16 protein-coding genes and 1 tRNA gene are annotated in these 21,805 nt (G+C 45.4%); 12 read left to right on the top strand and 5 right to left on the bottom strand.

Annotated features, from left to right (window positions below; translation table 11 throughout):
• Positions 1 to 101 precede the first annotated feature (101 nt).
• The 3 genes from miaA to E4N65_RS04495 all read right to left on the bottom strand — a co-directional run bounded on the left by miaA (position 102) and on the right by E4N65_RS04495 (position 3,934).
• Positions 102 to 1,085, bottom strand: coding sequence for a tRNA (adenosine(37)-N6)-dimethylallyltransferase MiaA (gene miaA / locus E4N65_RS04485; protein ID WP_253674220.1), 984 nt, complete (start codon positions 1,083 to 1,085; stop codon positions 102 to 104).
• 3 nt (positions 1,086 to 1,088) lie between these two features.
• Entirely contained in the window at positions 1,089 to 1,295 is a 207-nt protein-coding gene (locus E4N65_RS04490) for a DNA-directed RNA polymerase subunit omega (protein ID WP_044012743.1), read from the bottom strand.
• An 89-nt stretch (positions 1,296 to 1,384) separates the two neighbouring features.
• Positions 1,385 to 3,934 (bottom strand): ribonucleoside-diphosphate reductase subunit alpha, encoded by a 2,550-nt coding sequence (locus E4N65_RS04495; protein ID WP_253674221.1) that lies wholly within the window; start codon positions 3,932 to 3,934, stop codon positions 1,385 to 1,387.
• A 147-nt stretch (positions 3,935 to 4,081) separates the two neighbouring features.
• Between E4N65_RS04495 and E4N65_RS04500 the strand changes: the two genes are divergently transcribed.
• The 11 genes from E4N65_RS04500 (at position 4,082) to E4N65_RS04550 (ending at position 19,387) form a co-directional block, all read left to right on the top strand.
• Complete coding sequence (locus E4N65_RS04500) at positions 4,082 to 4,639, top strand: tetratricopeptide repeat protein (protein ID WP_253674222.1); 558 nt, start codon at positions 4,082 to 4,084, stop codon at positions 4,637 to 4,639.
• Positions 4,636 to 5,535 carry a TIGR00282 family metallophosphoesterase gene (locus tag E4N65_RS04505; RefSeq protein ID WP_253674223.1) on the top strand — a complete coding sequence of 300 codons (900 nt, stop codon included), beginning with the start codon at positions 4,636 to 4,638 and terminating at the stop codon, positions 5,533 to 5,535. The genes E4N65_RS04500 and E4N65_RS04505 overlap by 4 nt, the downstream gene beginning before the upstream one ends.
• A 33-nt stretch (positions 5,536 to 5,568) precedes the next feature.
• Positions 5,569 to 6,057, top strand: a complete 489-nt coding sequence (locus tag E4N65_RS04510) for a SoxR reducing system RseC family protein (protein ID WP_253674224.1) — start codon at positions 5,569 to 5,571, stop codon at positions 6,055 to 6,057.
• A 7-nt stretch (positions 6,058 to 6,064) separates the two neighbouring features.
• The gene (locus E4N65_RS04515) at positions 6,065 to 7,435 is read left to right on the top strand and encodes an MFS transporter (protein ID WP_253674226.1); all 1,371 of its coding nucleotides are present in this window, start codon (positions 6,065 to 6,067) and stop codon (positions 7,433 to 7,435) included.
• Between the two features lie 105 nt (positions 7,436 to 7,540).
• Positions 7,541 to 9,913, top strand: a complete 2,373-nt coding sequence (locus E4N65_RS04520) for a methyl-accepting chemotaxis protein (protein ID WP_253674231.1) — start codon at positions 7,541 to 7,543, stop codon at positions 9,911 to 9,913.
• A gap of 90 nt (positions 9,914 to 10,003) precedes the next feature.
• Positions 10,004 to 10,312 carry an Asp-tRNA(Asn)/Glu-tRNA(Gln) amidotransferase subunit GatC gene (locus E4N65_RS04525; protein ID WP_253674232.1) on the top strand — a complete coding sequence of 103 codons (309 nt, stop codon included), beginning with the start codon at positions 10,004 to 10,006 and terminating at the stop codon, positions 10,310 to 10,312.
• Between the two features lie 2 nt (positions 10,313 to 10,314).
• Positions 10,315 to 11,775: an Asp-tRNA(Asn)/Glu-tRNA(Gln) amidotransferase subunit GatA gene (gatA, locus tag E4N65_RS04530; protein WP_253674233.1), complete on the top strand. Its 1,461-nt coding sequence runs from the start codon at positions 10,315 to 10,317 to the stop codon at positions 11,773 to 11,775.
• The gene (gene gatB, locus E4N65_RS04535; RefSeq protein ID WP_253674235.1) at positions 11,772 to 13,247 is read left to right on the top strand and encodes an Asp-tRNA(Asn)/Glu-tRNA(Gln) amidotransferase subunit GatB; all 1,476 of its coding nucleotides are present in this window, start codon (positions 11,772 to 11,774) and stop codon (positions 13,245 to 13,247) included. Before gatA ends, gatB begins: the two co-directional genes overlap by 4 nt.
• Before the next feature lie 276 nt (positions 13,248 to 13,523).
• Complete coding sequence (locus E4N65_RS04540; protein WP_253674236.1) at positions 13,524 to 15,428, top strand: adenylate/guanylate cyclase domain-containing protein; 1,905 nt, start codon at positions 13,524 to 13,526, stop codon at positions 15,426 to 15,428.
• A complete protein-coding gene (locus tag E4N65_RS04545; RefSeq protein ID WP_253674238.1) occupies positions 15,394 to 18,171 on the top strand; it encodes a FecR domain-containing protein in 2,778 nt (925 codons plus the stop codon). The genes E4N65_RS04540 and E4N65_RS04545 overlap by 35 nt, the downstream gene beginning before the upstream one ends.
• Positions 18,161 to 19,387, top strand: coding sequence for a fibronectin type III domain-containing protein (locus E4N65_RS04550; protein WP_044012715.1), 1,227 nt, complete (start codon positions 18,161 to 18,163; stop codon positions 19,385 to 19,387). The genes E4N65_RS04545 and E4N65_RS04550 overlap by 11 nt, the downstream gene beginning before the upstream one ends.
• A 51-nt stretch (positions 19,388 to 19,438) precedes the next feature.
• On the opposite strand, the gene E4N65_RS04555 is transcribed toward E4N65_RS04550, so the two are convergent.
• On the bottom strand, positions 19,439 to 20,365 hold the full coding sequence (locus E4N65_RS04555) for a ribonuclease Z (protein ID WP_253674240.1): 927 nt from the start codon (positions 20,363 to 20,365) through the stop codon (positions 19,439 to 19,441).
• 82 nt (positions 20,366 to 20,447) lie between these two features.
• On the opposite strand from E4N65_RS04555, the gene E4N65_RS04560 reads away from it, so the two are divergent.
• Positions 20,448 to 20,521: transfer RNA gene (locus tag E4N65_RS04560), tRNA-Val, on the top strand.
• A 16-nt stretch (positions 20,522 to 20,537) separates the two neighbouring features.
• Here the strand turns inward: E4N65_RS04560 and E4N65_RS04565 are convergent.
• A complete protein-coding gene (locus tag E4N65_RS04565) occupies positions 20,538 to 21,758 on the bottom strand; it encodes an archaemetzincin (protein WP_235619721.1) in 1,221 nt (406 codons plus the stop codon).
• Positions 21,759 to 21,805 lie beyond the last annotated feature (47 nt).

Here is a 21,805-nt window from a genome sequence, read left to right on the forward strand (position 1 = left end):
TATAGTAATTTATTTTGCGGCTTTAGTCAAGGCAATCGAAAACGAATGTTGAAAATTGACGCCGAAAACCGATAAGGACGGCAAAAAATCTAACCAAGTTTTTAGAGAGACCTTGGTATTCCTAGAGATCCTCTATAACAGAGTTGCTGAAGTATCTCTACGACTTGCTGTTCGCTTTTCGAGTCGGTCATATCGATGCGGTGAATATTCGGAAAGGATTGGAAAAAGGTTTGCTGCCGTTTGGCGTACCGTTTGCTGTTGCGCTTAATGAGGTCTTTCACCGCATCGAGTGGGGCGGCCGCCGGCGCATCGGGGGAAAGCTCAAAAAACTCTCGGTAACCGATTGCTTTCATTGCAGGATATTCGGCTGTACACCCTTCGGAAACGAGCTGCGCAATTTCCTGTTGCAATCCTTGCGCAAACATCTCATCGACACGGATTTCGATGCGCCGGTACAGTTCATCGCGAGGGCGGTCTAAACATATCGGACAAAAGCGGAAACCCTCGCGATAACGGTACGACAGCTCGAATGAGCTGAGCGGCCGCCCTGAGGCGCAATACACCTCGTGCGCGCGGATGATACGGTATTCGTCATGGATGTGGATCTTGGCTGCCGATGTGGGGTCAAAAGACGCAAGTTCCGCGTGCATTGCCGCGGCGCCGACACGCTGCATCCGTTCCTGCAATTGTGCACGTAAAACCGGATCCGCCTGCGGGGTAACCGGCATACCGTACATAAAATGTTTAATGTAAAAAGCCGTCCCGCCAAGCACAACCGGCAGTTTGCCGCGGCTTGCAATGTCCTGGCAGAGTGCATCCGCGCTGCGTACAAAGTCCGCTACGGAAAATTCTTCGGAAGGGTTACATATCCCGATGAGGTGATGGGGGAGCGTATCGAGAAGCTCTTGCGGAGGCTGAGCCGAACCGATCGGCATACCGCGATATACCTGCACCGAATCGGCAGATATAATCTCCGCTTTAATGGAGTTAACAGGAGAAGTAAAAAGATGAGCGGCAAGCGCGGTTTTCCCGCAGGCGGTAGCCCCGAAAATAACCGCGACCGGAATGGTATGTGTCGATATCAAGAATTAGGAATGATCGGGGCGGTATTCTATTTTATAGTCGATAGCACCGGTAAACACTTGCGACGCTGCAGTGCACACAACCTTATCGTTGTTTTCTTCGAGTATCGGATCTTGAATAGTTACCAGCTGAAAAGCGCGCCGTGTTGCAGCACAGGTAATTTCGTAAATATTGCCTTTGAATTCAATCAATTCTTTTAACGGAAAAATCATAGTGCGTATTATAGCGAGTTTTAGTATTTACTGCAACCGATTAGCTTGCCAATTATGAGAAAGATGAGCAATCGTTGAATATGTTTTCGCTACGAGCTGCAGCTTTCGCATTCTTCCACTTCGAGGGAGCGGCTGCGGACATAATAGACAGATTTTATGCCGTTTTTCCATGCTTCAACATACAGGTTGAGCACTTGTCGGAAGCTGTACTCGTTGGTAATATAGAAGTTCATGGATTGCCCCTGATCGATATGACGCTGGCGGAGACCGCAGGCGCGGATGCTCCAGAGCTGATCGATGGTGTGGGCGTTTTTATACAGCCAATAGGTTTCGAGCGAGAGGGCAGGGGCAACACGGGGTACCAATGAGCCTTTCTTTTCCTCCAAAAAATAGCGCTTCATAATGGGATCGATGCCGGCGGTAGTGCCTGCGACAATCGAGGTGGAACTGGTCGGAGCGACCGCTAAAAGATAGCCGTTCCGCATACCGTGTCGGGCAACTGCATCCCGCAGCGTGTTCCATTGTTCGGAATGATAGCCGCGTTTGTCAAAATACGCGCCGGTTTGCCAATCGCTGCCTTCAAAGAGGCGGTACGAACCTTTCTCTTCAGCAATCCGCATACTCGCCTGCACTGCGTAGTAATTGATTTTTTCAAACAACTCATCGGCAAGGCGGAGATGCGCCTCGCTTTCCCACGCAATGTGTTTTTTCGCCAGTAAATGATGATAGCCCGAAACGCCTAAGCCGATAGCGCGGTACTGCTCGTTGGTGATCTTTGCATACGGTACGGGATAAAAATTGAGATCGATTACATTGTCTAAAGCACGCACCGCCGCTTCTATGACACCTTCCAGCTCGGCTTCGTTATCGGTGTCGATATTGCCGAGTACAAGTGAAGCAAGATTACAGACGACGAAATTGCCGGGCTTTGTAACGGTTACAACTACGGTCTCCCCATCCTGTGTTTTAATTTCGGTGTTCACCGTTTCGATCGGGCTCATATTCTGTGCAATTTCGGTACAGAGGTTGGAGCTATAGATCATGCCCTTATGTCCGTTCGGGTTAGCGCGGTTCGCATGGTCGCGGTTAAAGATGAACGGCGTACCGGTTTCTACCGCTGATTTTAGGATGAGGCGCACCAGCTCTTTTATCGGGATTTCCCGTTTTGAAATCCTGTTATCGTTGATACAATCCTTGTAGTGTTTTTCCCATTCTTCGCCGTAGAAGTCTTCCAGCGCATAGCCTTTTACCGTGAGGACTTCGTGCGGGCACATCAGGTACCACGGGGCATTGATGTCCTCATCGACGGTGCGCCAGAAGAGGTCGGGGCAGCACACTGCAGGGAATACATCGTGCGCCTTCATCCGGTCGTCGCCGTTATTGGTTCGGAGCTGCAAAAACTCCGGGATATCCTTGTGCCATACGTCCAAGTACACCGCTACCGAACCCTGTCGCACCCCCAGCTGATCGACGGCGACAGCGGTATCGTTTGCAAGTTTTATCCAGCGGATGACCCCTCCTGCCGCCCCTTGGAACCCGCGGATGGGGGCGCCGACTGCCCGCACCTTGCCGAAGTACAGTCCCATGCCGCCGCCGAATTTGGAAATCTTTGCGAAGTTATCGATGCTGCGGTAAATCCCGTCGAGGGAGTCGGGAACGGTGTCGATAAAACAGGACGAAAGTTGATGATAGGGCTTGCGGGCATTGGAAAGAGTCGGCGTCGCCATGGTAACCTGCAAGCTGCTCAGCATGAGGTAAAATCGGCGTACCCATTCCATCCGGTCATTTTTTTCATGCAACGCGAGGTGTAAGGCGATCCCCAAGAACATCTCCTGCGGTGTTTCGAGCGGAATATGTCCTCGTGTGGAAATAACATACCGGCGCAAAAGCAAATCCAAGCCGCTATAGGTAAAAAGGTCGTTTTTACCGTTATCAATATATGAATAGGCTTTTTCCAGCTCTTCTTTTGAATACCCTGCACGGATATACGCGCCGTAGAGCCCTTTTTCTTCCAGATAGGTGAGCTTTTCGTAGAATGATCGGATGTTCCGCTTGGCAAGTTCGGCTTTCAGCTTTTCGGAAAAGTCGAGCATTAAAAAGCGGGCGGCAATAAACTCCCAACGGGGAGCCTCCTGTGCAGTGAGCTCAACAGCAGCCTTTATCAGCAAGGCGAGTAATTCCGATTCTGTCATATCCTGCTTACGGAAGGATTCAAACTTGTGAAAGAGCAGGGTTAAGCTGTATTGCTCTTCAGAAAAATCCTGTTGAATGCGGGTTAGCACCGGCAAAATATCAATCGCGGTAAAATGAGCGGCGATAGCATGCCGTGCATCCCGTTTTTTTGTCTGCTCAACACGGTAAAGAATAAAATTTTTAACCTCGGCATAGCAATTATGCTCGATCATTGTTTTTTCAACCAAATCTTGAATGGTTTCAACCTGCACCGGACTGCCGTTTTTACTCAGTTCATGTATATCAGCTTCGATTTCTGCTGTCATCTGCTGCAAAAGCACCGCGCTGTTTCCATTATTGCGCTGCGCTGCCGTACCTGTTACGCTGTTAAATGCTGCCTGCATCGCCAGTGTAATTTTTTCGGCATTGTAGGCTTCCTTTTCTCCGTTCCGTTTAATAATATCCATTCCTAATTTCCTTATCTTTGAAATTCTAATGGGAAAGGTGAAAGGCGTCAAGGAGAGTATGGAACGGCCGTTTCAATACCGGCAAATACATCGGCGGTATTGATTGCATCGATTGAGGTTTTTCATAAAATAGTATATATTTAAAATATGCAAGAAACAGCCGATTTTTTTAATGACAGTGCAGTGATGCTCGCCGCCGAGGGATGTCATAGCGAAGCGATCGCGTGTCTCCGCCGCGGTTTGCAGCTTGAACCGTTCAGCAGTTTGATGTGGTTTAACCTCGGGCTCAGTTACTATGCGCTTGATGATAAAGATAACTCCCGCTATGCGCTCTATGAGGCAGCGCGCTGTAATCCCTTTGATGCAGATATTTGGGATACGTTGGGAGTTGTTCTCCATGAAACCGGCGAGATGGAGGCTTCTCGGCTTGCATATACGAAAGCACTTGAGCTTGAGACCGAAAACGGCCGCATTTGGAATAACTACGGTACGCTCCTTTTTAATGAAGAAAAATACGAACAAGCCCGCCGTGCCTTTGAATCGGCTTTGACACTTGCTCCCGATTCTGAGGATACACTTTTTAATTTACGCGATACCTATACGATGCTGGGAAACAAAAAACTTGCAAAAAAATGTACTAAAATAATCGATAGACTGGCATTAAAAAATCCGGACACATTCGTACAAAAGCGGAACGAGCCGTGAGAATTTTTTATATCGCCGAAATTACCGGTAAAGCAGGCGTGTGGGTGGTTAGAAAAAATATTGCGGAAATTAAGCGCCGCTATCAGCCTGACTTTATTATCGCAAATGCCGGTATGGCGACAGGTGCAGGCGGGCTCGGTAAGCAACATGCCGGTTATTTAAGAAAAATGGGGATCGATTGTATCACCGGCGGGGATTGTATCTTTCAAAAAAAAGATTTAGTCGAGAACCTCCCGAATATGCCGTTTGTCCTGCGTCCTTGTAATCTACCGGAGTACAGTTCGGGAGCCGGTTACCGCTATTTTACAGCACGGAACGGGGAAAAACTTGCAGTTATTTCGATTTTGGGGCGGGTAGGGCATCATCGGCTTTTAGCGGATAATCCGTTTGCGTTGATGCAGGCGCTGCTTCCGAAGATAGAAAGGGAAACGCCGTTTATCGTGGCCGATTTTTCTTCAACCGCAACTGCCGAAAAGCAGACTATGGCATTCTTTCTTGCAGGGAGGCTCTCCGCGTTGATCGGGTCGGGTACGGGCGCCGCCGCAGCCGATGAGCGGCTGATGTCCGCCGAATCCGGTTTCTCCGGTACCGATGCCGCAGATGCGCTTATTAACGCACAGACGGGAGCGGTAGAAGCATACTGCGGGCAGCATGGCAGAAAAACCGCCTATATCACGGATGCGGGACGAACCGGCAGCTTTGACTCCGTCGGCGGACATGCCCCGTCCGGTAAGATACGGGAATACCGTACCGGCCTTTTTGAGTATCCGCAAGAAACATGGCAGCGGGTCTGTGTGCAAGGGCTGGATATTGAGCTGGACGGGGCGGGCGGCGCCTTGTCGATAGAACGAGTCCGTATCGAAATGCCTGCCGCTGCGGTGCCGCAGTCATCATAACATATATCCGTATGTAATTTTGGAGGGCTTTTAATGGAAAAAACAGGAAGAGTGATACGTATGCCGATAACAAAACGGAACGGTATGCAGATTGCAACTATTGAATACGATACCCCCGAAGCGGATCTTTGTTCCATTAAATCTACCGATAGCCGCAGCGGATGCGCATCATGCGGCGGCGGTTGTCATGGCTGCGGAGGAGGCAGTAAAGACGGCTTGCTGGTGGTGCAGGGAAATGTTGTCGATGCGCTGAACGTTTCGGGAAAAGATTTATGGATTGGGAACAAGGTCGGCGTCTTTATTTCCGAGAAGGCAGCCCGTTTTCAGGGACTATGTGCAGTGGGGATTCCGCTTATCCTTTCGGCAGGTGCTTTTACCGCAATCTTTTTACGGACGCAAAGCGAAGGGCTTGCGCTTGCCGGTATCGCCGCCGGCCTTGCCGTAGGGGCGGCTATCGCTTTTGGCATAAACCGTATCTTAAAAGAGCGTGCACTCCCGCAGATTATTACCGTCTATGAGTAAAAAAACTATGAATGAAAAAAACATTGCCGAGAGTGCGGAAGTGCCGATTACGGAAGTGAAATTAGCCGAAACACGGCTGCCGGTACGGAAAAAAATCGGATTCGGCATTGCCGATATCGGCGGGAATTTATTTTTTACAGCTATGGGTTTTTGGACATTGACCTATCTTACCGATACGGTGTATCTGGCGCCCGCCCTTGCCGGTATCGCTATTATGGCGGCAAAAATATGGGATGCCGTAACCGACCCTATTGTCGGCTTTTTTTCCGACAATACCCGTACACGTTTCGGCAGACGCCGTCCGTATCTTTTGTTTGGAGCACTGCCCTTCGGTCTTTCGGTGTGGCTGTTTTTTACCAAGCCTTCACTTACCGGTCAAACAACGCTTTTTTGGTGGGCATTGCTGATGCTTTGTTTGGTCAATACGGCGATGACCCTCGTGAATATTCCGTATTCTGCACTAACTCCCGAATTAACCTCGGATTATAACGAGCAAACCTCATTAAATGCTTACCGCTTTTTATGTGCCGGAATCGGTACGATAATGGGCGCCGTGATTGTGATGCCGATTGTCAATATGTTTTCGTCCAAAGCCTCAGGATTTTCGGCGGCAGGGGGCGTTATCGGCGGTATTATCATAATAACAACGCTTATCACCTTTTTTGCAGTGCGGGAGTCTGCTGTACCGCAAAAACACGGTAAGAAAAAAACGGAAGCGTTCTTATCCGCCTACCGCTCCGTATTTAAAAATTCCGCATACACGGTGCTGCTGGCTATTTTTGTGCTGCATATTACAGCACTCAATTTTTTGCAGGGAATGGTGGTGTATTATCTAAAGTACATTTACCAAGCAGAATCGTTTTCAAGTACGACTATGGGGTTGTTGCTGATAACGGCTATTATTTCGATTCCTGTTGCGGCAAAATGCTCAAATATGTTGGGAAAAAATGTTTCGTACCGAGTCGGTCTTGCCGTATTGTGCGTTTCTACGATGGTTATCTTTTTTACGGGACACCGTATCGGATTAACCGGTTTGGCGCTCTTGTTTGTCTGTGCGGGGGTCGGGGTGGGTTTTGCTTTTGCTACGCCGTGGGCAATGCTGCCTGATGCGATTGCATGGCAGCCCGATACGGTACGCAACGAGGGCTGTTATTACGGAGTGTGGACCTTTGCCAGTAAGCTCGGACAGGCTGTTTCGACCGGTGTTTCAGGTTTAATCCTCAGTGCTGCCGGTTACCGTGCCGATACACTCCAGTCTCCCAACACGATATTTGCCATTAGACTTATTGCCGGACCGATTGCTGCTGCCGTGTGTCTATCGGGTTTTATACTTATTCATTTTTATCCTATCGATAAAAAAAGAAAGGCGCTAGCATAATTCATACTTTTAGTTTATAATGATAGTATTAAAAATAGCCGGTTTATAACAGGGATGGTTTGTCATGCCCTTGTGATAACGGCATACAGTATGGAGAATTACAGCATGAAAGAATTAATTTCTCATCCCGGTGAAAAATATACCGAAGCGGTTCGTCTCGGTTCACTGTTTAAAAAAGCTGTCCATCATAAAAAATGTCTTTTTTCCGCCGTATTAGCGGCGTTTGTTTTTTTGGGAAGCAGCATGGCTGTCTATGCAGAAACTGCACCGACGGTACAAGGCGGCGTAATCGATTTACGAAACTGGAATTTTGATACCAAGGGAAAAGTGTCGCTTAACGGTACTTACGGCTTTTTCTGGAATGAATTTCTGGAAGATTGGAAAGAACCGTCAGACTATATAGCGGTACCGTCCTCTTGGACTGCTAAAGCAGCGGGACAGGGGAAAGCATATCCTTCAAACGGCTATGCGACATATGCGATAAGACTGCTGTTGCCTAAAGGAGCGCCTTCTCTTTCGCTGTATCTGAAAAACAGATTCCCTTCGCTGACCGTATTTGCAAACAGTGTGCAACTTGACGCATATAATATCTCCGGGAGAAAACTTACAGATGCGCAATCTTCTTGTTTTGTCTTACCCTCAGGCGAAACGCAGATCGATCTTTTGATTCAAATAAAGAGTATTGATCACAAAAAACAAGGTATATACAATCCTGTTATTCTTAATAAAACATCCGTCATCGAATCGTCGATATATCAGCGTAAGCTTATCGAAGCAATGATTTTCAGCTTTGCATTAGCGCTCGGTCTTTACCATTTGATATTGTTTATTTTCAGATCAAAAGAAATCAGTATTTTATATTTTACCCTGCTCGTGTTTATCGTTATGATACGAATACTTTCAACAGGGACGATGATCGGATGCGATTTATTCGGTTTTTCTTGGATGACAGCGCTTCGTATGGACTATTTCAGCTTTGCAACGGTCTCAATTCCTGTCATCCTGTACTTTTATGCGCTTTATAAGAAATATATTAATAAGATTATCGTTATCGTTTGGGTAGCAGAAGGGGTGTTGTACGGGATTTTAACGCTTGTTACAAAAGGTACTTTTTTTACATCGTTTCTCTCTATACACCAACTGATTTGTCTTTTGGAGGTTATATACCTTCTCTATCTTATCGTCCGGCTGATATATAAAAAAGAAAAAGAGGCATCTTTCATTGCAACCGGCTTTGCCGTACTGACAATTACCGCCTTGATCGATATCCTTGAGGGAATGGATATTATTCAAACGCCGGCAATGCTTCCCTTTGGGCTTCTCTTTTTCCTGCTGATTCAAGCTGTCTCATTCGCAAGAATATTTTATTTTGAAAAGCGAGAGAGCGAATTGATGCGTGATAAAGTCATTGCTTCTTCCGGTCAATTGAATATGTTTATTGCTGAAATCAAAAAAGTTATTGAAGATTTGGCAAACGAAGATACCGTACTGACTTCGAATATGCATAGCGCTCAGTCCTATGTAGATAAAATTTCAAGCTATATTAAGTTGGTACTCGAAGAGGTATCCTCACAGAAAACGAGTTTGATCGATACGGAAACCAATACTAATCATTTAAATACTTTCCTTGAAGGCTTGGATACTCAAATTACGCAGCAAAGTGAAAAATCAAAGGATGCAATGGATAAGCTTATGGACTTAATCCAAAACACGAAGCTGCTGACGGAAAAATTCAAGGTTATTCAAGATAACTTTATGAATATCTTCCAAGCGAATGAAGTCGGTAAGACGAACTTTTCAAAGATGACCAAGACAATATCCGATATTACTACCCGTTCCGCTGTTTTGCTTGAAACCAACCAGTTGATAACACAGGTCGCCGAGCAGACGGATATGCTCGCAATGAATGCTGCTATCGAAGCAGCGCATGCCGGAGATGCGGGAAAGGGATTTGCCGTTGTTGCCGAAGAAATCCGGAATTTGGCTGAGAGGGCATCTGCGGAATCGGATTCAACCGGAAAAATTATTAAGCAGATTACTGCTTCCATCGACGAAACCGCTTCTGCTACGGATATTTTAGCTCAGAGTTTTGCCGATATTAGCGATAAGGTGACGGACTTTGAACACATGCTCGCGGAAATCGCAACCTTTATCGGACATACGGATGCTCATACTACCCGTATGGAGCAAACGCTGAAGGAAGTATTGGAAGAAATGACGGCGTTAAAGAACGAAAATAGCCGCATAATTGAAACACGTGAAAATACGGTTTCCAGCTTTGGCCGCTTAACAAAGGCAACGGAAAGAGTTAATGCAGAAATCGATTCAATGCTTGACAATATTACCAACTTAATACGTATTTTTTCAAAAACGGCGGAATCGCAGGAACAAACACGGGAAATTATCGGCCGCTTAAATCGTTTATCTTTTCAGAATCGGGAAGCGGTCCCTGATGAAAATGAAGTTCCTGAAATATAATCTCATTTTCGGTATTTCTTAAAAATAATGGGAATCTCTAAAACTTCGGTGTTTTGAGATTCCCCTTAAATATTTATGGATTAAGGAAAAATGATGGCTCAAAACAGTAAAATTACTCCTGAAGTATTTGACAATTTACTCTATCTTTCTCGCCTTTCTTCCAACGATAGCGACATGGAGTCTATTGCCGGACAGGTTGGTCAAATTGTTGAATATTTTGATATTCTTAAAAAGTATGATGTGCCTGCCGAGGCGGACAACACGGCAATGCTTTCGGAAGGATTACTCCGCAGTGATGTTATTGCAGCAGGCGTAACACAGTCGGATTTGAAGAAGATGTCGAGTGAATATATGGACGGCTATTTTCGTGTACCTAAAGTTCTCGGGAGCGGGGTGTAATAATGAAGGATCTTTGTACGGCAAGTTTAGCCGAATTAAAAACGTACTTGGAAAAAGGGGCGGTAACTTCCGTTGACATAGTCCGTGCATTAAAGGCAGCATATCAGGCGGATGAAAAGCAATCGACACCGCTACATGGGTTTATTGAATTTTTTGACGATGCGGAAGCGCAAGCAGAAAAAGCCGATGCGCTGCGGAAAGAAGGAAAGGTTACCGGTAAGCCGCTTTTAGGGTTGCCCTTTGCTGTAAAAGATAATATTTCAATACGCGGAAGACTCTGTACCTGTTGCAGTAAAATATTGGAAGGTTATAAGGCTCCGTATAACGCAACGGTGATTACCCGCTTAATGGAAGCCGGCGCAATACCGATTGGTAGGGCAAATATGGATGAATTTGCAATGGGTTCTTCCACTGAATATTCGGTATATGGACCGTCGCATAATCCCGTAGACCGCACATTGACGCCCGGCGGCAGTTCGGGCGGTTCCGCAGCGGTGGTTGCCGGGTTTCAAGTTCCGTTTTCGCTCGGTACCGAAACAGGCGGTTCCGTGCGGCTTCCCGCTTCGTATTGCGGAATATACGGATTAAAACCGACTTACGGTGCTATCAGCCGTTACGGTGTGGTTGCATTCGGCTCTTCGCTTGACCAAGTCGGTCTTTTTGCCCGCTGCATAGACGATATCGGTTTAGGCCTTTCCGTTGCGGGAGGTTCCGATCCGCATGATGAAACAAGCGTTCAGCATGATTTTTCCGCTTGTGCGCATTTAGAACCGTATACGGACAGCGAACTGAAAAAACTTCGGATTGCCTTACCGGTAGAATTTACCCAAGCGAAAGGTTTGGATACGGATGTTGCAGCAATATTTGAAAAATACCGTGAATGGTTTACTTCAAAAGGTGTGCAAGTCGATACTGTTTCCATTCCGGTGCTGGAATCCTCTATTGCAATGTATTATGTTATTGCTCTTTCCGAGGCATCGAGCAATCTTGCCCGCTTTGACGGAATCCGCTACGGCTTACGTGAGGATCCGGGAAAGGGATACGACGAATTATACTGCGCCACCCGTTCTGCGGGGTTCGGGCGTGAGGTAAAACGGCGTATTATCACCGGAAACTATGTATTATCCCATCATCTGTCGGGTGACTGTTACGAAAATGCGCTTCGTGTTCGCGCCCGTATGGAAAAAGAGGTCGGGACGGTCTTGCAGCAGTATGACTTTATTTTCTGTCCGACTGCGCCGACACCGGCATTTAAGCTCGGGGAGCGTGTAAACGATCCACTTGCGATGTACCTTTCGGATTTATTTACGACATTTGTTAATTTATCCCATATTCCGGCGCTATCGCTGCCTGCGGGCGAAGCACAGGACGGCCGTCCGATCGGTATGCAAATTGCCGGTGCAAAGTTATCTGAAGAAAAAATCTTGCGATTGGCAAAAACGTTGGAGGCGGCACGGGTATGAGTTCGGAATTATCTTACGAAGTAATTATCGGCTGTGAAATTCACTGTCAACTGTTAACAAAGACAAAGGCTTTTTGCTCTTGCGAAAACCGTTACGGCGGAATGCCGAATTCCCGTGTCTGTCCGGCTTGCTTGGGACTTCCCGGCGCCTTGCCCGTTATCGGCGACGAATATGTAAAACTCGGTATTAAGGCCGGCTTCGCGCTTGGCTGTACCATTAACGAATTCAGCAAGTTCGACCGCAAACACTATTTTTATCCCGACTTGGTTAAAGGCTATCAGATTACCCAATTCGATAAACCGATTTGCGAAAACGGCAAAGTTGAAATCAATATGGCAGCTCCCAACGAAGCGCCGCAGCTGCGAACAATCGGAATTGAGCGCATTCACCTTGAAGAGGATGCCGGTAAAAGTCTTCATATAGAAGGAGCTCACAGCTATGTAGACTATAACCGCTGCGGGGTTCCGCTTATCGAAATTGTGTCCAAGCCGGATATGAAAAGCCCCGAAGAAGCGGCGCAATATATGCAGACAATTCGGGAAATTTTAAAGTTCATCGGTGTTACCGACGGTAATTTGGAAGAAGGGGCGATGCGCTGCGATGCAAACATCAACCTGAAAGTATTTGAAAACGGCAAAGAATACCGGACACCGATTTCCGAAGTTAAGAATATGAACTCCTTTAGAACGGTACGCGATGCCTGTGCATATGAAGTACAGCGGCAGCTTGAGGAATTTAAAACGGATCGGCAGGAGTATTCCCCTGATTTTAAGCGTACCATGGGCTGGGATGAACCGAGTGGAAAGACCGTTATCCAGCGTACAAAAAATTCTGCGCTTGACTACCGTTTTATGCGTGAACCCGATATTCCTCCGTTGATGCTGAGCCGCGAATACATCGATTCGGTATGTAAAACAGTCGGAGAATTACCGGCTGCAAAACGGGAACGGTTTAAGAAAGAATACGGTCTTTCTCAATTTGATGTGGAAACGCTGACAACAGAACGGAACTTGGCTGACTGGTTTGAAGCTGCCGCCGTTAAAACAAGAGATCCTAAAAAAGTTGCCAACTGGGTACTTGCGGAAGTACTTGCGGTATTAAACGAACAGCATATTGGGCTTGATCAGTTACCCTTCGGACCCGATCATATTGCCGAATTGGTCAATGCGCTTGATGCACAGACTATTACCAGCAAGCAGGCAAAAGATGTTTTTGTTGAGATGTTGGAAAGCGGTGAGCATCCCCAGCAGATCATCAAAAAGAGGGGAATGACGCAGGTAAGCGATACCGGTGCTATTGAAAAATTGGTGGATGAGGTCTTTGCGGCCAATCCTCAAGCTATCGCCGACTGGAAAAAAGGCAAAACCAATGTTGCCGGATGGCTGATGGGGCAGGTGATGAAGAAGTCCCAAGGCAAGGCGAATCCCAATCAGACGACGGAACTGGTACGAAACAAACTCGCTGCATTATAACTGCATGATAAAATGAGGTAAAAAGCCCCCTAATAATCGTGTTTTTAGAGGGCTTACGCTACCATACCGGCGGTGTTGCGTATAGTAAAATACGATAACCACGGTTATTTTTTTAACTTTTATATTTCTTGGGTATATCTATCCTTGTGGTAAATAGAAAGTTGTAGTACAATTACACAATAATAGTCATAGGATATAATGTGTTAAATGTATAAACTAGCTCATTGTATGTATTTTCTCGCGAAAACTATGATCATTCCGAATACGGAGAAAAAAATGTTAGGGCAAAATGAAAAAATGAAGCAGGAGAAAGTACGTTTTCCTATCGGTGCAAAATTGGTTATAATGATTTCCATTTTACTCATTATTGCACTCGGTACGATTACTCTTTTGGTAACATTATTCGGCAGCGAAGATGTCCAAATAACTGCTGAAGAAAACAACCGAACGGTAAACGCACAGGCTGCAAATTCTGTTGAAAATGAACTTTCTTCTATTAGGGCGAATGCTTTTCTGTTGTTGGATCTTATTAATACGGCCGAGAGTTCAAGCAGTTTTGCAAAACAAGCTGCTGCGTTTTATTTTGAACGAAATCCTTCGGTTGCCGCTGTTCTGGTTACCGATTCGCGGCGTCCCGATGGTATCGACCGTACGCTGCTGAATACGACATTCTTTTTATCCCATGAGCTTGACCCTTCGCTGGTCGAAGCATTTTTAAAGCAAGAACGAGAGGCGTCGGTTCAAGTAGAGCAGGGAATTATGAAAATCCTCAATGCCACTCCTCTTTTTAATCAACCGATGCTGGTCTTATTTTATCCGTATAGAGAAAAAGGGCTTGCCCAAGGACTTGCGGTATTCTTTTCTGCAGAAAAACTTTCCGATGTGGTCGGTCAAGGAACATTACAAACAACGTATCTTGTGAACGATACGGGTGATGTGCTTATTCATCCCGATTTTGATCTTATCCGCCGGGGTACGAATGTGGCCTCTTTCCCGCTTTTTACTCAAATGAGAGAAAATGGAGATACCAACCGGCAGATGCTGTTTCAAGATGAGACCGGCAAAAAATACTTCGGTTCCTATACGCGGCTTTCGCTTGGAGATGCCGCGGTTCTTACCACCGCAGAAGCTGCCCAAGTGCTTGAGCCCGTCAACGATACGGCAAAGCGGAATCTCTATTTGAGCGTAGCGGTACTTGCCCTTTCCGCAATGTTTGTATGGTTTTTATCAAAGAGTATCAGTACCCCGATTAAGTTGCTGACCGTTGCGGCTCATCAAATTGAAGCGGGTGAATATGAGCTGGACTTAAAGCCGAAAACACGTGATGAAGTCGGTCTCTTAACGTCAAGCTTCGTGCAGATGGGAAAAGGACTCGCGGAGCGGGAACGCCTCAAGGATTCTTTCGGCAGGTTTATCAATAAAGAGATCGCAGAGCTTGCCGCTCAGGGGCGGTTGGCTCTCGGTGGTGAAACTAAAGAAACGACCATATTCTTTTCCGATATTCGTTCTTTTACTGCTATTTCTGAAAAGCTCGAACCGTTTGAAGTTGTCGGTTTCTTAAACGAGTATATGACTCAGATGGTTGAATGCGTCACCGATACCCACGGTGTTGTTGATAAATTTATCGGTGATGCGATTATGGCAGTGTGGGGAGCGCCGACAAGTTCCGGTTCTCCGCGTGAAGATGCGTTGAATTGTATCCGCGCAGCGCTTCGTATGCGGGCAGCTCTTATGCACTTTAACCGCGGACGCGGCGGCGATAAAAAGCCGATTATCCGCATCGGTTGCGGTATTAACTCGGGGCATGTTGTTGCGGGGCAAATCGGTTCTCAAAAGCGTATGGAGTATACGGTTATCGGTGATGCGGTAAACCTTGCATCCCGAACGGAAGCTTTGAATAAACCGATGGGTACCGATATCCTTATCACTGAATACACTTACAAACTTGTACATGATCAAGTTCTCGTAGAAGAGATGCCGTCGGTTACCGTTAAAGGAAAAGAAAAGCCGCTCCGTATGTTTGCGGTTATTAATATGCCTAACGAAAAAGGTATCCCGGGTGCCGGTGAAAAAGGCCCGACGAGTCTTAATCAGATTAGAAAGGTATTGGGGATTCCCATTCCCGATTTTGCAAAGGTGAATCTTAATGAAGACGAGAAAAAATACAAAATCCAACCCTAGCTTTACAAATGTCGGCACGGACATTACCGTGGTTGTCTTGTCGCTGTTGGTGATTTTTGCGTCTTCTTTTTTATTTGTTAAAAACTTAAACAGAACGTTTTCACGCAATGACAAAACACCGGTTGCGACCGTAACTTTTAAGTATAAATCGGTTCAGCGCAAGTTTCTTGATCGTGCCGTTTGGGATCGCCCACAGCAGAATTCTCCTGTGTACAACGGCGATACTATACGTACTTCACCCGAAGCAGAGGCGACATTGTATTTTGTTGACCGCAATGTCGTTGAACTCGGTTCGAGTACGATGATCCAGGTATTTGTCAACAACGAAGAATCCCGAATCGATCTGACGAACGGCCTTGTATCGGTTGAAACCTCTGACTCTTCCAATATGCTGATTAGTTCGGAAAATACCACGGCAAAGATTTCAAAAGGATCTTCGTTCCGCGCCGATAAAAGCGGCGAAGGAAATCTTCAGCTTGTCGTGGAAAGGGGAGAAGCTGCCGTTACCGGACAAGATGGGGTGGAGAAAACGGAACTGCTGACACAAGGCGCGGTTATACAGACAGGTATACAAACACCTTTAGTGGTGGTTAGCCCGGGTAAAAATGTAAGATTGCTCAATCAAAGCGGAAACGGCACTGATGTAGCATTCCAATGGCAAAGTTCTTTACCTGCTGCCGAAGAATTAATACTGGAGACTTCGCCGCTCAGTAATTTTTCCGATGAAGTTCAAAAATATACGCTTACCGGCTTAACGGAATATACGCTTGCAAAGCAAAACCGATCGTTTTATTGGCGGTTGTATTCTGCTGCAGCAGGTGCTGAGTCTGCTGTTAATGCTCAATCCGGTAAGGTGAATATTATTGCCGCCCCAGCTCCGGTGTTGTTGGAACCGGCAGTCGAAGCGCAGTATGCATATACGGCGGCACCCCCTGCTATCCGTTTCTTATGGGAGGGAAATTCCCTCGTTGCTTCTTATTTATTGGAAGTTGCCGACAATCCTGAACTGAAAAATCCTCAGTTAAGCCGGTTCGTTAATACTCAGTCGCTTACGTTGTCTGATTTTGCTGAAGGAACGTGGTATTGGCGTGTTACTCCCCGCTATCTTATCAATGTTGAAAATGTACCTGAGTCATCGAAGACGGCATTCTTTCATATAGAAAAACAATCTACTGCGGCTGAAGAAGCTCCGCAGGTATTGTTTCCTCAAGCAACGGCGGAAACCTCAAGTGGAAAAGGAATGTCTTTTGCATGGAAAAATATCTCCGAAACAAAGTCTTATCGGCTTAAAGTGGCAAAAGATGCTGAAATGAAGACGGTTGTAGTCGATACAATCGTAGAAACGAATTCTTTTAAACTTGATGATGCGGCAGCGGTTCTGCCGAATGGCGATTATTATTGGACGGTATCAGGGATCGATTCAAAGGGTTCCGAAATGGCTGCCTCAACTCCCGTTAAATTTCAAACCGTTAATACCGATTATGCACTGCGCGGTATTTTCCCGCCGAATGGATATGTGCTTGCGGATACTCTGTGTCCTGATACCCGATTTACATGGAAAACAAATGTCGAAACGGAAAAACATTTCCAAGTATCTGCGTCTAAAGATTTCTCGACGCTTGCCGTTGATGTAAAAACATCCGGTAACGGTATTGAGGGGATTTCTCTACCGCACGGTCAATGGTACTGGCGAGTTATCGCCGACAGTGAAATCGGTCTCATAAAAACCGAAACAAAGCATTTTACTATTACGCCGCCGTTGGATAAGCCGAACCTATTTGGTATCGGCGGTACGGTTATCGTTTTTCCTTCAGGGAAAACAAAGTTCGCGTGGTCTCCTGTTAAAGGGGCTGATTATTATCAGGTACGTATTACAAAAATCGGTAATGAAGATTCTCCGTTATATGAAAATTTATTTATTACGGAGACTCAAGTTGAAATTGCTCTGCAACATGTTTTAGAAGGGGGCTACCGCATCAGTATTCAAGGTTTTGCTTCCGCTTCTGTAACGTCTACACGGCGGTACGGCTTGGCTGTTGATCATAACTTTGCGCTCAAGCATCTAAAGCCTGTGGAACTATTGTATCCTGCTGACGGGATAAAAATAGGCGGGCTTGAGGCAGCGCTTGATCCCTTTACCTTTAAGTGGGAATCGATTGTTCCTCCTGCTTCGTCAAAACTCATATTGAGAAAGTCCGGTATGGCGAATCCGGTTTTTGAAGTATCGGATCCGCCTACAGCAATACAGGCACCTGCGCTTGAATCGGGAAAATATACCTGGGAAGTAAAGGCTACCGTTCCGGAAGGTTTTGATATTTCATCGAGAAAGCGGTTTACGTTTACCGTTTTACCGATACCTCCATTGCCGCAAGCTGTATTCGGTTTCCCTAAAACCGATACTGTGTTGGATGCCGCTTTCTTTAAGTCAAACAGGAGTATTGATTTTAGGTGGAGCAAGGTCCCGGATGCGACTCATTATTGGTTTAAACTTTCCGATTCTGCCGGGCGTTCGATATTTACAACCGATATCCGTGCAGATGGTGCAACAGAGCCGGCGGTCAGCTTTAAAGACATTGCGCGTTTATCCCCCGGCACTTTCTCTGCAGAAGTGAAAGCGCAACGGCGATTAAGTAATGGAAAAGTATTCCAAGACGGTACTGTGTCGCGTGTACGTTTCAAAATAGATATACCTAAGGGACGAACGGTATCGACGGATGAAACAGGAGTTTTATATGGAAAATAAGTACGGTTTGTTGCTTGCCGGTATCCTCTTTTTTTGTTTTATTCCGTTATCGGCGCAAGAGCTTTCTTCCCCTGTAGAGGATTCAAAAAAAGCGGGGACTGAAAAGAAAAATTATTTTCTTAAGGAAACTGATAAAGGTGTTATGCTTGTGCAGCGTCTATCGTGGGAAGCGTTGGATGATATTTTGGGGTTTGAATTTGACCTTGAACAGCAGGATAGAAAAACAAAAGTATGGCGCGTGATAGATAAACGTACCGTAAAAACGAATTATGCAGACGTTTCTTTGCCGCCGGGAGATTACCGTTTCCGTGTACGGGTTATCAACCTTTTAGGGCAAAAAGAAGATGCGACTCCATACCGTAACTTTGCCATCCGTATTGCGTATCAACCGGAAGTTACTTCCGTCTCTCCGCAAGTTATCAATTTTGATGAGTTGGAAGGTCAAACCCTTACCATAACCGGTAAGAATTTTCATGAAGAAACGTCTTTTATTCTTACAAACAATTTCAGCGGAGCGGTTTTACGCGGGACTGTGAGTGAGCTAAAAGATAACGGAACTCATGCAGTTGTCTCTTTTGAGTTTACGAAGGCGAATCCGGGAACGTATACATTTGCTGCGGTTGATCCGAGTGATCTTTCGGCAGAAAAAGACGATATTGTATTCCGCTTCCAAAAGCCGCTTGATATATTTATTTCGGGTAACTATGTTTTTAACGGTTTTATCGGGAATGATATATTGGCTAAAAAAGAATATTTCGGTGCAAATTTTGCCGCTTTGGGGGGAGGTCTGCGGTTTACCGTTGTTCCGATAAAGCGATTTTATGGGAATTTCGGTTTTAATTTTACCGGTTCGGGAGCCTATTTAAAAAATAAAACCGATGGGTATACGCTGAGTGCGGGGGTATTGTTTGCTCAATTGAATGCCGCTTATTTTTACCCCATTATTAAACATCGGTTGGTATTCGATGCGCATGCCGGATTAGGTACTATGTTTCTCGTGAACACCCAGTTTACCTACAATGCGACACAAAAGATAACAAGCGATAAAGCATGGTATTGGGGATTAACTGTTAATGTCGGCACGGCATTATATGTATATGTGTATAAAAGACTATATATCGAAGTTAATCTTGACCATATAATTCCTATTCGGAAAGGAAAGGGATTCCCGAAATATATTATCCAACCGCAGTTGGGCATCGGGTGGGAATTCTAAAGAGTTGGGAAATCTCTAAAAACCGAGGTGGCTTTTAGAGGTTTCACATACTTAATCCTGATATTCGATAGTTTCCACCATCCGATCCTTTGATAAAACCGTATTGGGGAATATCTCTTGTGCATCTTTGAGCAGCTGTTTTAAGTCGTAATCCGTATAACGGGGACTGTAGTGAATGAGTGCCATTTTTTTTACTGCAGCATCTCGTGCGATTTGTGCTGCCTGCGTACAAGTCATGTGTTTTTTTTCGGCGGCATCCTGTTCCATACCTTTTGCAAACATGGATTCGCAGACTAAGAAGTCGGATCCTGCAACCTCCAGCGCAATGGTTGGCAAATATTTTGTATCGGTTACAAAGCTGAATTTTCTGCCGCTTCGAGGCGGGCCAAGGACTTGGCTGCTTTCTACAATAGTACCATCCACTGCCTCTACTGCCACTCCTGCCTGCAGCTTTGACCAGAGCGGTCCGCATGGGATATTAAGTCTGCGTGCCGCCTCCGGATCGAATGCTCCCGGACGGGGAAATTCCTCAAATACGTAGCCGAGACAAGGCTTGGTATGTTCAAGCCGGAACGCCCGTACTTGAAATTCATCGGTTTTATATACAATGCCCGGTTCGGAAACTTCTTGAATGATAATTTCGTAATTGATATACATATCGAGAACTTGCCTACTTGTTTCGACATATTCTTTGATTTTCGGAGGGCCGATAATGTAGAGCGGCTCATCGCGGTCAACCTGCGCCGATAGCATCAAAATTCCCGGTAATCCCGTTACATGATCCGCATGGGTATGACTGATAAAGATGGTATTGATTTTTTTCCATCGGAGGTTTAGGCGGCGTAGGGAAACCTGTGTGCCTTCGCCTGCATCAAAAAGAAATAAATCGCCTTCACGGCGAAGTAGTACCGAAGTAAGATGGCGATACGGTAAAGGCATCATGCCCCCGCAGCCCAAGATAAACGCTTCAAGATTCATAGATGGAAGAAGTATACCTATTTTAGGGCTTGACGTAAATAGTAAAATAGGATAAACTCTTTTTTGTTATTTATTCGAATGCGGGCAATTAGCTCAGTTGGTTAGAGTACAAGCATGACACGCTTGGGGTCGCTGGTTCGATTCCAGCATTGCCCATCCCTCCGCATAATGTCTAATCGAACGATTGGTATACCGTATTAATATTCCTAATACATTCCGAACAAAGTGACGTCTGTTTTGTATCTTGTTCCGCAAGCGAATGTGCATAAGCTCGTGCGCAGCCTTTTATTGAACAGCGTGGAATACCGATGAGGTGTCCGGCAGAGGCCAGTCCCTGCATCACAGCACGGTTTATAATAACGCTGTTTTTTGCTTCGGGGGTGATAAAGCGGTGCAAACTCATAATCGCGATATGCCGGTCATATAACCCGAACAGAAAGTTATTATTATCTTCACCGGAGTAAATATCCTTTGATGTAATAGCCAACACTCCGATAATATTGGGGTTGGTAAGTTTTTGCTTTGTATATTGTCTTATTTGTCGTATAAGAGTATTTGCATCATATTGCATCGTATATTCTCGATTAAAATCTTCCCAATCTTTCCGGTCATATCCCGATTGGATAAAGGCATATTTCATAAATAATAATCTGTTCTGTTTTTCTTTTAAATCATCTTTTGTCAATCCTATTTCTTCCAAAATAGGTGCAAGTTCTGTTTCGCTGTGCTTCTCGTATAATTGGGTGATGTACTCGTGTATATATGCATCAAGGGTGTCTCTGGTATGCTCAGTGCTTTCAGGAACATCGATATACTCCTTGATGACTGATAGTTTAAAATCTTGCCGTATTCGTTCTGCGACGGCATCGGCTGCCAATGTGTGTGTATTGGGAAATACGAGAACAAGTATTGATTTTGCATACATTGGTTGGACGGTCTCTTTTTCAAGAGGCATATTCGGAAACTTTGCCGATAGCTCAGTACAGCACTGTATGATTGATGAATCATTACAGGCTGTCAATATATATTGGAGACGTTCAAAAGATTCTCTATATTTTTTAAGACAAAATTCAAAATAAGCAGCTCTATATTGATAGAGGTAGTTTGATGAATCGAGCTGTAATCCTTTGATAACGGTTTGATAGGCTTTTTCATATTCTTGTTTTTCAGCATATATGTCGGATAATGTAAAATAGACATCGACATATTTCCGGGCAGAAACATTGAACATTCCGTCAAGCTCCGCAGCTTGACGTTCCAATTCATGTAGGTTGTTGCTCTGATTTTCAATTGACGGATTATTTGCAGTTGACCGGTTATTTGATGTACACGCACAAAATAAAAAAAATGTGATGACGCCGAATATCATTCGGTATTTATTTTCTCTTTTCATCTTTTTTACCTCTCTTTTTAGTTTTGAGAGAGTTTCCTTAGATTTAG

Source organism: Treponema sp. OMZ 855 (assembly GCF_024181145.1).
In the GTDB taxonomy this organism is placed as follows: domain Bacteria; phylum Spirochaetota; class Spirochaetia; order Treponematales; family Treponemataceae; genus Treponema.